The sequence below is a fragment of the Sphingobacterium sp. UBA5996 genome (assembly GCF_002429765.1).
Taxonomy (GTDB): domain Bacteria; phylum Bacteroidota; class Bacteroidia; order Sphingobacteriales; family Sphingobacteriaceae; genus Sphingobacterium.
The window spans coordinates 253,700-267,881 of record NZ_DJAS01000003.1 but is presented as its reverse complement, the minus strand read 5'-3'; the positions used below and the strand labels follow the sequence as shown (position 1 = coordinate 267,881).

General features: G+C 42.3%; 6 protein-coding genes. All 6 read right to left on the bottom strand.

From position 1 onward, the window contains the following. Positions 1-24: 24 nt before the first annotated feature. The 6 genes from B3E00_RS02215 to B3E00_RS02190 all read right to left on the bottom strand — a co-directional run bounded on the left by B3E00_RS02215 (position 25) and on the right by B3E00_RS02190 (position 13,982). The gene (locus B3E00_RS02215; protein WP_293936621.1) at positions 25-2,181 is read right to left on the bottom strand and encodes a hypothetical protein; all 2,157 of its coding nucleotides are present in this window, start codon (positions 2,179-2,181) and stop codon (positions 25-27) included. Between the two features lie 86 nt (positions 2,182-2,267). Beyond that, entirely contained in the window at positions 2,268-5,855 is a 3,588-nt protein-coding gene (locus tag B3E00_RS02210) for a DUF4450 domain-containing protein (protein ID WP_293936619.1), read from the bottom strand. Between the two features lie 108 nt (positions 5,856-5,963). After that, the gene (locus tag B3E00_RS02205) at positions 5,964-7,364 is read right to left on the bottom strand and encodes a glycoside hydrolase family 28 protein (protein WP_293936616.1); all 1,401 of its coding nucleotides are present in this window, start codon (positions 7,362-7,364) and stop codon (positions 5,964-5,966) included. Positions 7,365-7,496: 132 nt separating this feature from the next. After that, positions 7,497-8,558, bottom strand: coding sequence for a glycoside hydrolase family protein (locus B3E00_RS02200; protein ID WP_209578244.1), 1,062 nt, complete (start codon positions 8,556-8,558; stop codon positions 7,497-7,499). Positions 8,559-8,747: 189 nt separating this feature from the next. Next, positions 8,748-10,826 carry a RagB/SusD family nutrient uptake outer membrane protein gene (locus tag B3E00_RS02195; RefSeq protein ID WP_293936613.1) on the bottom strand — a complete coding sequence of 693 codons (2,079 nt, stop codon included), beginning with the start codon at positions 10,824-10,826 and terminating at the stop codon, positions 8,748-8,750. A gap of 27 nt (positions 10,827-10,853) precedes the next feature. Further along, a complete protein-coding gene (locus tag B3E00_RS02190; protein ID WP_293936609.1) occupies positions 10,854-13,982 on the bottom strand; it encodes a SusC/RagA family TonB-linked outer membrane protein in 3,129 nt (1,042 codons plus the stop codon). Positions 13,983-14,182: the final 200 nt, after the last annotated feature.

Here is a 14,182-nt window from a genome sequence, read left to right as displayed (position 1 = left end):
CGTTCTTATTTTCTATATCATCTATTAAGGCATTTTTTTAAATCCTTCTTTTTTTATAACCCATGAACCATCTTTTGGAAATCCAGGAAGATCACCTGTGGACGCATCCCAACCTTCAAGCATCATCGCAACGGTTGTTAACACACCGCCATTGCCGGGCAGATAGATTCTGAGCCGTCCATCTTGGTAATTATGACCATTTTTGAGATAGGTATTGGTTTGGACATTCATAAATAGTGCATCAAGTGCTTTATTGGGAAGATTTAGACGAGCAGCATTCATGGCTGTCATCGGGAAATCCCATCCCCAGGTTTTTTCCCAATGCCATTTCTTCCAAATGACATCCAGCGTATTTTTCATCACATCTTTATTTAGCTTCGCGGATTCAGGAACCATGCCCAATGCACCGAGTACCGCAGGATGGTCTGTCATCCATCGATCGTAAGTATAAGAATCGGGCGCAGTTTCCGTGGCCAGGTAGCAGTTGTCTTTCATTGGTAAGGGAGCTAATTTGTCAATAACTTCATCCCATTTTGCCACCCTTGGTTCTCCCAGACGCTCCTTCCATTGTTGGGCGATACGAAGCGCCCAATCCCAATAAGCAACCTCATAAGTAGGGTTCAGTGTTTCGGAAGCTTTAAATACTTCTTGCGCCGGAATAACTCCCTTTCCGATATTATAGCGACCTGTTACCCGATCATAATGGGCAAAGTCAGCCATAAAATCAGCCGTTGCAAATACCAAGTTCTTGTATTTTTTCAAGACATCCAGGCTCTTTTTGTCACGGTATGCCAATTCGGTCATGTAAATGATATGTGGCTGTTGCCAAACTAAAAAAGCAGCTACAGATGAGGGACTTTCATGGCCATCGTTGTCAGACATTTTAATCCATCGAACGCCTTGATAGCCTTGCCGCTCGGCCAGTGCCCTGGCCTTTTTAAAAGTCCTAAAATAATAGTCTAATGTTTTTTCCATCATGTCTGATCGCCCCCATAATGCAAAATGTACGGCATGCCACCAATGCATTTCCGTGTGCGGCTTTCCATACCAACTATTAAAAGTAAGACCTGTTTCTTGGGGTGGATTGCTTCCACCACACTGTACCTTTGTCAGGTATTGAGAAAGCACCACTCTTCTTTCTAATTCATTGGCTCTGGGATCTGTACTTCCTGCAAAATCAACGGCAGCACCGCTTTCCCAAAAACGCTTCCAGGTATCGGTACTTTCGGCAGCAGCTTCCGTAAACCCATACTCACCTTTGTCAACGTTGTTTGTTTCTGCAAACCCAAATGAAAAATCAAACTCTCCCAGTGTACTAGCGGGTTGGTAAACAAAGTAATGCGAAGCCTTATTTTTTAGGGTTCCTTGGGAGTAATTCAGTTTTGTAACATAACTTGTGCCCTGTAACTGATGATTTATCACTGCACCATTTGACGATTGATTGATGATGGTGGTTTGATGGTTATCCGCCTGATCATAATTAGTCCCTTCATCCAAAAATTTCCCGCTGGGATACGGATACTGTATAAATATTTTAAGCCTTTGCTGTGCGATTAATGGAGAAACAACATGTACAGCAATACGGTCACTTCCTTGATATGCGGCCGTTTTTACGGCAATTGGCTCTCCCTCTATGCGAAATTCACTGGTAATAATACCGGTCCAGAGATTTAATTCCTGCCGAATGCCTTCAATATCCTTGACCGTAGCCCGTTGGCCATTTTTTAGATACAGCTCCAACCCCACGTTCCCTAATTGCAGGCGATGTTTGTTTTCTCTGAAATAGTTTACTGCACCGGCATTACGCGCTGGCTCTTTCAGCTGCACACTATATTTTGCACTCCGGCCTTCGTTGTTAAAGTCGTAAGATTGTAAGGTTTCCTCAAATTTATAGTTCTTAGTATTTGGAAATGCGTCCCAACCCCACTCAGACTGTGTTCCTAAAGAAACTCCGTTTTTGTAATAGATCGGAAAAGATTGCATCCCTGTAGCATCGACCGTATAGGCAAAGGTACCATTCCCCACGGTTAGTGATGCTAAAGTATCCATAGCACGATTGGAGACGTTATGCCTCTTAACGACATTTTCTCGATTAATTTTAGTCCCTTGCTGAGCTAACACCAACATAGGATTTAAGGCACTTATAAGGAAAGTGAAAATAATACTAAACTTCTTTTTCATCTATATTGTATTTTTAGATATACGCTACCCCAGTGCACGATTTCTACTAGAAATTTCGGCGTAAATTTTAATATTTCTTAATTTATCTATCGGACTAAAGTGAGACTTATCAGACCGATGACCGCATCGTTTGCTACAGCAATAAGCTCTACGGATTGGAGCGTCTTTTTTACGTTTAGCGGTAAATCCAATAAGGTAGCCGCTCCGCCTTCAATGGCTCTGCTGCTATATCCTTTAATATCGGTGTAATGCTTCCAGGTGCCTCCTTTATACAGCTCGCCCGATTTTAAACTGATTCGATAAGGAATACGATCATCAGGGAGATCAAAAGCATGATTGTCATCTAAATAGTCCTGTTCGATTGGCCACCAGTTTACGGGGTTGATCAGATCAAGGGTATCTGCAGTTCCGTCGCTATATTTCACCTTAATCGTAGCGTTGACAAACTGTGATTGCATGGGATTTGTTGAACCGGAGACCAGAAGATACATTTTGCTGGCCTGACCTGTTAAAGGTATCTTAACGCTTGTGGGATAATTATCCCACTGACTGACAAAGATCACATTTTTGGAATTGTTATTTAGCTGAAACGGAATACCTAGGTAGGACAGATCCCCCTGCATCGCATTTTTCATGATTCCGCTGTCATCTATATTTGCCATAGTCAATGGATAGCACCAATTGCCTATCCCTTGCCAAGGGAGTTGCAACGTCGGACCTTCTGGTCGCGGCGAAAGATATTGCTGTTGAAATATATCTGTCAAACGGGCATTGTAATAATTTGATAAATTTTGTTTCAAAAAACTCGGTTTATCCTTAATCGTCCAATCGGTATAATCTATTTTTTGAAGATAAGTCTTCCCACGCAGATAAAAGTTGTTTGTTCCTTTCGAAAAGATACTACTTGGAAGCCGCAGTTCTTTTGCTTCATTAGATTTTAAATTTAAGGTAGCCTGGAAACTGTTATGCTCAATTTTGAGGTCTTGCGGGTGAACGGAACGATTTTCTACGATTAACCCATAACCTACATGCTTTTTTACAATCGTTGCTTTTAATGGTGGTAATAACCGAATATCAACGGCTTGCCACCAAATCATCTCTCCCTGCTGAAGCTTCACAAAAAAGGTCCCTAACCGCTCATGCTGTACGAAAGAAAATTTTTGCCCTATGCTGTTTACAATAAGACCTTGAGGATCGAAGCTTTCCAACAGTTGGGTATTAGCAGCTAAGGGGACTGACCATTGATCGGTGAATGCTTGCTCTACATTTTTGGTTTCTATTCTTTCGAGTTGACCATCACCAATGATTGAAATATCGAAATCTTTGTCAGGGTCAGATTCAATCACGACATATGGCCTATTAATAGCTGAAGATTTTAGCGACCACTTGGCTTCCTTTCCATTGACCTTCACGGCACGTACCGCTGTAAAATCTACTGGAACTTCCAACGTAAGTTTTACTGGCATTGCATAACGCGTGTTAATTTGAAATGTAATAGTGGTGTTATCTTTTTTATAAGCGTAACTCCATTGCGGCAATTCGATCTGCGCATGATTCCATGTCGCTGGAAAACCAGGCTTAATAAATAATTCATTATCCAATAGACGGGGATGCACGCCAAATAATCCTTCGACTAAGGTACGAGATGCCACACCAATAGGGTCGGCAAAATCACGGTATAATTCGCCTCTAAATGCATCATAATGGGAAAGCTGCTGAAAGTTGGCTGGACTGATCCCATGATACATGCTTTCTATAAGGTTGCTCTTCCAAAGCTGATACGCATCATCCGGCCGTCCGGACTGCCAGTATGCAAGAGCCGTTTGTAAATTCTCGGCTAGAGCAACATTATTGGTGGACCAGGTATAGGGCTGCCATGTCGTCGTAGGCAATGTATATAGGTCATGCTGTTCTTGTCCTTTGACACGAATAGGAATCTTTGGCAAATAATTAGTTACATATTGCAGGTTTTGATAGCTTTCAAAATCATCTAGGATAGCCACATCCGCGGCGTGATAAATGGTCCACAAACCCGGATTTTCGTGTACAAGCTGATTGCCAAGCGCATCCTGAAATTCTGCGAAATATCCCTTTTCTTTTAGCCAAAGTCGGTTTTTTAATGCCTGTTGAATCTTATTAGCTTCCTGTTGATAGGGATTTGCATCTTCACCGATAACCTTTGCGAGTTTGGCCATCATCTGATACGCACGATACATATAAGCGGTCGTATGCGTGACAGCCCCACCAGAATATTGCAATCCATCGCTGGCCCAGATCGCACAATAGGCATCGTACAGGCCATCATTGTCACGATCAAAATTGCGCTTTTCCCAATTGAGATGCCGGGTCAGGATAGGCCACATCTCTTTGATATAAGCGACATCTCCTGTATAATTAAAATGCGATAACAATTGATCGATAAAGACCAAGTTCATATCGTAGTGATGGGGGACAGACTTGTTATTGGGATTGCGGGAAATATAGCCACTGGAAAACATGGAGGTGCCCATTTTCTCCAAATGTCGTGCGAGGTGTAGTGCGGTATCCATCACTACGGGGCCGGAGCTTGGTTCCATTACCTGCGAATTGGCGTAGCTCGAAAAGTGTTCTTTCGCCCTATCGTGCCAGCCCAACACATCTGCTGTATAAGCTCCCCGCCAGGCATTCAATCGCATACGCCATGCCACAGCACCATGCAGAAAAGTAGGCGATTCCCAAATACCGTCAGCTGCTACCGACAATGCTGCACCCAAATTATTGATAAAGCGATCCGGTGTATTTATTTTGACCCGACCGGCTAAGGAAGCTCTTTTCTGTTCTGCTTGTTCAAAGATCTTCGCTATGGAGCTTTCAGAAAATTCCGTGGCCGAAAGCTTACCCTTAGCGATTTGAATATAATGTGTTTTTTCAGTCAGATCATATTCTCCCACAAGAATAGGGCTGCCCCTATTTTCCAGGTTCGCCAGATTGGAAAGATCATCCAAAACCTTAGCATCTGACACGCGCAGCTTTGAGAGATCGGAAAAACTACCTTGCATAAACTGCGGCTCATTTTTCTTGTTTTGATACCTGAGCTCAAAACTATTTTTGTGTAGTCTATAGTGGTTACGCTCACAATACGCTGGAAGAAGGTAAAACCCTGATTCAGGATCAGCGCCTATGTCGCCATTTCTACTGAATGTTTGTCCGCTCGCTCCCCCATAGATAGCATACAGCTGTACATCAGATTTAACGTTTTTCGGCTGTAGTTTTACGATCATCCCCTCAGCATTGGCCTGCGCCATGACAGTAATATCAATATAGCCCTTTCCTAATAAAGCATCTTGAATACGATAGTGCATCGCTCCAGGTCGATATCTTGTCTCTATATGATCGGCATCAATCATTTTTTTTCGCAGTTGCTTGTTGCCTAACACAAATTGCAGATTCCCGCCCATTCCTGGCATATATAACGCGAATTCGGGTAGATCTCCTGCTTCAACGCGGGATGCGAGGTTATTACCATAAAGCGCGCGATTAAATCGATATCGCCCATTGACCAGCAGAAAGTCACCCTGATCTTCGGTATAATGTAACGTGCGGTCGTTATCTTGCCAATGCTTGGATTGAGCAAGAGTTTCCTGTAAAAATACGGCAATCGAAAAGCAACAAAAAATCAAACACTTTCGTATCATATCAATAATTATTTCATGCATTAGCGATGCTGAGCTTTCTTTTTTAAGGACAAACATGCTATTTCATGGCCAATGGACTTTAAATTTTCTCGTGACGGATAGGTTATGCTAATCGAAAGACTTGATTTCCTTCCCATTAACAATGACATGCTTTAGTGTTACATGCTTTAGGTAATCTACTTTATAGGCTTCTTTTACACCTTCAATTTTACAATTCACCATTGTAAAATCAGTGACAGGTGAAGATTCATAAGCCGTGGAGAGCACAGCATACTTGCCACCACCTTTTACCTGAAGGTTTTCGACCCAGATATTCCGAATCGTCGGAATATGTTTTCCGGGCTTTTCATAGAACATATTAAAACGCACAGCAGCTTCTTTATACTGTCCCACCTGTGTGTTATAAAAAAACACATTTTCGATAGTACCGCCTCTACTTGAACTGGTTTTTATCCGAAGGGCACGATCTAGATTTGGACTATCCATGACATTGTTCAGCGCGTAGATATTTTTAGCTCCGCCGGCAATCTCGCTACCGATAACGACACCGCCATGTCCATCTTTCATTTCACAATTTTCGATGATATGATTCTCCGCAGGTCGACCAATATTGCGGCCATCTTCGTCTCGTCCAGACTTAATGGCAATACAATCATCGCCGGTATCAAAATAGCAATTCCTGATCCATACATTTTTACTTGCTTCGGGATCACAGCCATCATTATTAGGTCCATGACTCACCACTTTCACTCCTTCAATCAACACATTCTCACATAGGACAGGATTGAGATTCCACATCGGAGAATTAATTAACTTCACGTCAGCAATCCAGACATTTTTGCATAGATAAGGTTGTACAAAATTGGGCCGGAGAAAATTTCCGTCGCCAAATACCCTTTTTTGCGGATCGATCTCGTCGGCCATCTGCTGATGCAAAATTGCACGTGCAGGCTTTTGTTCGCCAGGGCGGCCTTCATGCCAACCATATTTTCTCGCACCGCACCAATACCACCAATGATCATTGTCGGCATTTCCATCCAACAATCCTTTTCCCGTAATGGCAATGTTTTCTTCTTTATACGCATAGATGAATGGGGAAAAATTGACACATTCCATACCTTCCCAACGTGTGAATACCATTGGGTAATCTGCGCTATCTCTACTGAACAGTATCGTTGCGCCTTCACTAACATGAAGATTGACATTGCTTTTCAAATAAATAGCACCGGTCAAGTATACCCCTTTAGGAACCACCACCCGTCCTCCACCTTGCTTATTGCACGTTTCAATTGCTTCTTTAAAAGCTGCTGTATTTTTTGTCTTTCCATCTCCAAGTGCCCCAAAATCGGTGATGGAATAATCTTTATTTCTAAATGAGGGGGCCACAATAATCTTTTTAAGCTGTTCAATTTCTTTTAGGGGCTGCTGGGCACTGCTCCAGGTCGTCTGTTGCGCTTGACCTGCTACGCAGGCAAAAATTGCGAGAATCATACTAAGAATCTTTTTCATTGACTTATAATTGTTTCTGGTTATACTTAAATATATGAGCGGGCACCTCCAGCCCACTGGCATCGATGTTTAAGATACAAGGGCACCATTGTGCTGTTACTTACTCAAAGTCTACAAAACGATGGTATATCTTCACAGGATCTCAAAAACGTATGTTGTTGAAGTACCGGCGGCACCACCCTGTGTGGCTCCAAAAAGGAAACGCGGTTCATCTGTTATTTTATCCATCAGCACCATCGGTCTTTCAAGTCGACCAAAACGTTTCAAGTTTGCTGCTGGAGAAGCTTCATCGATATACGAAGCTAAATTTAAATATGCTACTTGGGGTTCGGACCAATGAATGCCATTGGATGATGTTAAGATCAATCCACATTCGTGATTATGGAACCCCATATCTCTTGCGATTAAAAAATATTTTCCATTTTTCTTCCAAACGAAAGCGTCTTCAAGCTGTGCATTGTTGGGACGGTCAGAAAAATCAATCACCGGATGCTCCGCGATTTTAACGTATGGCCCCAAGGGATGATCTGCTTTCGCCAATCCATACTTTCGATTTCCCCGGACAGAACCTTTATCATGTACGTATTCAGCGGTATTCCAAGATTTATAGTAGAGCCAATATTTACCATCGTCGCCTTGTAAGAAAGCCGGATTTGTCGTACAATGATCATCCCATGCTCCTTGCGGGCCAGGCAACAAAAGAGGATTATCGCTCCGCTTCCAGGGTCCATTAAGGCTTTTGGCGGTTGCCACGCCGATTCTCTTCGTATCGGTCTTGCCATTGGAGTTTCCCATATAAAAAAGATAATAAGTATCTGCTATCTTTTTTATCAGTGGATTGTGGCAGGTTGTACTATCCCAAAATCCTTCCCGAGGTTGTAGAACTACATCCTTATGTTGGAATGTATCATAAGGAGAATCAGCGACTGCGTACGCTATTTCTGAACCTTTGATCCAGCCTCCCATCCCTTTTTCCTTTCGCCAACGTGAATAAAAAAGATGAACCGTACCATCATCCCCCCAGATCGGAGATGAGCACCAAATAAAATAATCCTGTAATTGTAAAGAGCGACCAATCGGTTTCAATGTGAAATAGGACGACGCTATTCCGCCTTTTCGCCCCGATGTAGCTAGAGGGAGCAACGTTGATATCCACAAAAATGCATTTGATTTTAAGAAGAATCTTCTATCCATTTAACACTTCCTTCCCTTGATTTACAATTTGGTTTAATTAGACTCGCAGTGATAGGCGAATCAAGCTGTAAGATAAGAAAACTAGCGAAGGGACCTATCCTGCGCTATCCTGTAACCGAATGCATTTTTACAAAAAAAACCTACCCGTTCAGAACGGGTAGGTTAGGTTGAGTTTGATTTTAAAAATTATCAATATCCGGGATTCTGCATAGCCTGTTTTTCGGCCGGTGTCAATGCAGCACCACTTTCATTGGTGGTTGCATCCAAGAAAGATTGCGGAATTGGCCGATAGTAATGCGTATTCGGACTAAACACTGTATTACCCCGTACATACCCATCATTGAAAGCCTTCCATCTCGATTCCAAGGTTTTGGTGCGTGCCAGATCTTCCCAGCGGTAGAGTTCGCCACACAATTCACGCGTGCGCTCATTCAACAGGAAAGCCATCATTTTCTGCGCATTGCTTGCCGCACCCAATTTTTGGTAGATTGGAGCATCTACTGCTGAGTTATAAATATCAGCGACCGAATTGATCAGCATCTGTGTTTCCGAAGATACCGTTGTTTTAGTCATATCATTATTGGATTCGTAATAAGAGTTCCCTTCCCAGTAGATTGCACCTTCAGCGGAAAAACCACCTCCTTTACCGACCGCATAGGAATTATTCTTATAGGCTTGTCCGCCATCGACATTTTTCGCGCGGTCTTCACCATTTTTATAGCCGGCACGGCTACGTAGTTTATTGATCCACTGTATGGCATTGGCATACTGGCCTTCACCCTTGCGGATATACGCTTCGGCCACCATCAATACGTCTTCTGCCGAACGTGCCATAATCACATCTCGGGTACCGTTGGCTGAGGCGATACTAACCCGATAGCCGTCTCTAAACTTTGAAAGCGCTACATAGCGTGACTGTACACCATAGTAACCGTTATTTCCATGTTTTCCCACCCAGGCTTGCGGTTCTCCTTGAAAATAACGTACAAAGGTATGGGTATTTTGCATCAAGCCATTTTTAAGCACCCCTGTTGCATCGCTGGCCACTGCTTTGTAGCGGGTATCACCAGCGTTGTTAACAATGTATTTAATCCCAAGCTCACCACCTTTGAATCGCTTCGCTCCAACAACAGTTCCTTCTGGTCCAAGAGATGCATTAGCGGCAGTCCATACAGGTGCATTCGCGGTATTATTGGCGCCATACATCGTAATAAAGGATTTCCAGAAACGGGAATCATTAACGCGGTCAAAGACATCTAAGGTATAGTTTGTGGTACGTGCATAGGAGAATTCACGATCGCCCGATATGTCTCGACTTGTTCCACCTAAATCCTGATAAACAGCAGGGTAGTAAAGATGGATCTGATTTCCATAACGTCCCCAGGTTGCCTGATCGTCCGAAAACTGTGCCGAAAGAACAACCTCAGAGACTTTTTCATTGGCACTATTCGCCTTTTGATAATCCCATAATTTTACATAGTCATCAACCAGGGGATGTGCCGCCACGACTTCCGTTCCGTATTTGATAACCGCATCCAAATCTTCTGCGATATATTTTGAATTCCAGGAAGCATATAACTCACTCGCGCGAGTCAATCTAGCCTTCGCAACATAATGTGCTGCGGCAGATTTGGTCACCCGTCCAAACTCTGTGGCCGAAGCGGGTAGCAAAGCATAAGCCTGCTCCAGATCCGAAATGGCCTGCGCAAAACAAGCATCCTCTGAAGCTCTTGTGAAATAGGATTCTACTTTTGTCGTTGGGGTCAATTTCAAGGGTACACCACCAAACTGTACAATCAGTTGCAGGTAAAAATATCCGCGCATAAAGTACCCCTCGCCTAAGCGTGTATTATAGTTGGCGTTGGATTTATCGTAATACAGCGGTACATTCTGAATCAGCGTATTAGCCGATTCAATACCGCTATACATATTGTCAAACACCGGCTGAATATTTGCTCCTCCATAGGTTGATTCAGCTGGGTTAAGATCCATACTATAACTATTGAAGCTCGGAGAGGGGTTATTTGCATCCGTAAACTCGTCAACACCTAAATTAAACAGAGCCATGCCCCAGGTATAATTATATTTAAATTTCAGCTTCGAGTAAACTCCTGTCGCCAGATCATCCAACCCTGCCTGTGTTTTAAAATAGTCAGTCGTCGGTGTGGTGATCTGCTCTTCTTTTAAAAAATCTTTACTACAAGCATTTAATCCCAGCAATCCCGCTGATCCAAGCATTAAAGCAATTAATATTTTATAATTTTTCATGAGAATCTTTTTTAATCTTTTTACGGTCTAAAACCCAATGTTTACACCAATTACTGCACCTCGTGTTGTTATTGCTGAGCCAGCTTGTGTCGTGTTATTATTATAACTTGCTAAATCCGGATCCAAGAAATCCACTTTTGAATACAACATTGCCGGGTTCATAATTTGTGCATAGATTTTAAAGTTACTTACCCCCAGCTTCGCTAATTTTGTTTTCGGAAAATTATAGCCCAAACTTACATTCCGCAACTTAATAAATGAGCCATCACGGTAATTCATGGAAGAACTCCACGGATCTGCCGCCTCTCCATTTGATCCTGGTTGGTAATATTCTGCATCTTCATGAACCCCAGGAATAAAATAATCCAATTTACGCATCATAAAACGACCGCCTAAGGTCTCCGCACCAGCATTAATCATTTGCCCCCAACGGGAGAAAATAAAGAAAGATAAATCAAAGTTTTTATAGGTGAATGTATTCATAATACCTGCTGACCATTTCGGACGATAAGAACCTAATATCTGTGAATCATAGTTTCTGTCCACTTTTCCATCAGGCACACCATCCGGACCACTAATATCTTTTACACGAATTTGTCCAGGATTAGCACCATATTTTTTAGCTTCTTCTGCTTCGGAAGTCTTCCAAATACCATCGTAAACTAGATCGTAAGGAACAGAAATTTCCTGACCTACAAACCATTTGTTGCTGATATCACTCGTACGACCGTTTTGCAATTGGATAATTTTACTCCTGTCTTTGGACCAAGTTAAAGTTGTATTCCACTGGAAATTATCCTGTTTGATATTGACAGTATTCAATTGTAAATCAATCCCCCAGCCACCGGTTTTCCCAATATTTGCCCAAGTATTTGGAAATCCTGTTACAGGGTTTAATCCCATCAACATAATTAAATCATTGGTTCGTGTCTTATAGAGATCCAGCGCTCCATTAACGCGGTTATTGAAAAAGCCATAATCTATTCCCATATTATATTGCGTCGTACGTTCCCAACCCAACTCAGGGTTTGCCATGGATTGGGGAGACGCTGCAGAAGGGTCTGATGCAATATAGCCTGGCGTTGAATTCGTTGCACTCCAATTGTAAAAGTTCTGTGTTAATAAGCCTTTAGTTCGATAAGGAGATATTGCCTCGTTTCCTACGATACCAAATCCCATGCGTAATTTTAAAGTATTGATGTAAGATGAATTTTTCATAAAATCCTCTTGATCAATACGCCAAGAAGCAGCTACAGAGGGGAATGAACTCCATTGATGCCCTGGAGCCAATACCGACGATCCATCCCATCGCACAAAAGCAGTTAACATATAACGGTCCTTGTAGCTATAGTTTGCACGAGCCATATAGGATTCCATTTGTCGTTCTGATAAGCCTGTCCCGTAGCTACCGATAAAACCTCCGGAACTAATATTATACCATAGTTCATTTGCACTATACACATCGGTCGCACGCATATCGCTTGTTTCGACATTTTTTTTCGATGAACTCTGTAATAAGGTAATCCCCAAGTGATGATCTGTGCCGAAGTCGCGATCGTAGTAGATCAAATGATCCAAGGTCCAAGCAAGATTTCGAGTTGTCGAAAACCTTACTGCGTTATTTCCGTCACCATTAATTCCTTCAGCCGCATTGGCCAAGCCCGCACGATAATATCTAAACTCCGGCCCAAATTGCACACGATATTTTAAACCTTTTAATGGCTCATAAATCTGTCCAAAATCCAATTGGCTAAAGAAACTACCATTCGCACCAAAAGTCTGCCGTTGATTGGTATTGTATTCCAATTCATTAATTGGATTAATGATATTGATATCACCTGCCGCAGGGTTTCTCAGGTAGTTTCCATTCTCGTCATAGGGTACTGTCCAGGGCAACATTCCTCGTAAAGCGTTGTAGTAATCACCTGCTCCAGTGACCGATTTAGAAAAGTTATAGCCATAATCTTGATCGGAGAAAAATACATTTAGTGAAGCACCCATAGTAAACCACTTCGTCGGAGTCGCTTCAAAACTTACTTTCGAGGTATAGCGATTAAATTTTTGCCCTGGCTGTGTGGCATCTTGCTTTAAATAGCCAAATGAACCATAACCTTTTGAATTCTCGCCACCACCAGAGACGCTTAAGGTATGTTCAGTAGATAAGGCATTTTTACGGCCAGCATCAGCCCAATCGTAATTACCTACTAAGCTTGGATCCCAAACCGTATTATTATTGGTCCAACCTTTCGCGATATTTGCCCAGGAGGCTGCTACAGAGCCCCACTTTGAAAAGTCACTTGTATAACTAGGTGTTGTTGTTCCAAATTTCGCCAAGCGCGCATAATCCAACCATTGTGCAGCATCCATGTATTCTGTGACATCATACATCTTCTCGAATGTCGCTGTACCTGCATAATTTAATTGTAAACGACCTTTTTTGCCTTGCTTAGTCGTCACCAAAACCACACCATTGGCACCACGCGAACCATACACAGCCGTTGCGGAAGCATCTTTTAGAACATCGATGGTTTCTATGTCGCTCGGATTGATATTGTCAATTCCGCCGGCCTGCAATACCATCCCATCAACGACATATAAAGGGTCTTGATCGGCGTTTAACGACCTTACACCCCTGATTTTTATGCTACCAGTTGTTCCCGGCCGTTGATTTGATGTAATATCAACCCCTGCAACCTTACCTTGCATGGCCTGCAATGCATCTTTTACGGGCATTGCCTTAAGTTCTTTTTCGCCCACACTCGCTATCGAACCCGTCACATCTTTCTTTTTCATCGTGCCGTAACCAACCACCACGACTTCGTCCATGACATCGATCTTCTGTACCAGAACTATATTGAAGTTGTTTTGGCTACCAGCAGGAATTTCCTGGGGTTCAAAACCAAGACTTCTGAAGGTCAAAACATCCGAGGGCAATGCACTGATGGCAAATGAACCGTCGACATTGGTCTTTGCCGTCATGGCTTTACCTTTTAACTGTACAGTCACACCTTGAATAGGTGAACCTTTTTCATCTTTTACCTTTCCAGTCCGAGCGGTTTGAGCAAATAAATTTAATGTACACAGCATTGCCGTAAACAGCAAAAAAATGTACTTCTTTACATGATGATCAAACCTAATTGTTAAATAGTTTATCATTAAAGTATTATTTAGGTATTATTTTCTTTTCTCCCTTATTGATCTTCGACCGTAAAAATCGATTTTCATTACAACGAGATAATAAAAAAGTTGTATGATTTTTTATTGCTTAATAGGCATTACTGACTTAAAAATATATTCAGGGTTCCTCTCAGGCTTATAATGTTGGTTAAAAATAAAAGTATGAGTTGTAATAACCA

Excerpts from the sequence above, each read along its gene's own strand:
- B3E00_RS02200 (WP_209578244.1), bottom strand. The coding sequence starts at position 8,558 with ATGGATAGAAGATTCTTCTTAAAATCAAATGCATTTTTGTGGATATCA.
- B3E00_RS02195 (WP_293936613.1), bottom strand. The coding sequence starts at position 10,826 with ATGAAAAATTATAAAATATTAATTGCTTTAATGCTTGGATCAGCGGGA.
- B3E00_RS02215 (WP_293936621.1), bottom strand. The coding sequence starts at position 2,181 with ATGAAAAAGAAGTTTAGTATTATTTTCACTTTCCTTATAAGTGCCTTA.
- B3E00_RS02205 (WP_293936616.1), bottom strand. The coding sequence starts at position 7,364 with ATGAAAAAGATTCTTAGTATGATTCTCGCAATTTTTGCCTGCGTAGCA.
- B3E00_RS02210 (WP_293936619.1), bottom strand. The coding sequence starts at position 5,855 with ATGATACGAAAGTGTTTGATTTTTTGTTGCTTTTCGATTGCCGTATTT.
- B3E00_RS02190 (WP_293936609.1), bottom strand. The coding sequence starts at position 13,982 with ATGATAAACTATTTAACAATTAGGTTTGATCATCATGTAAAGAAGTAC.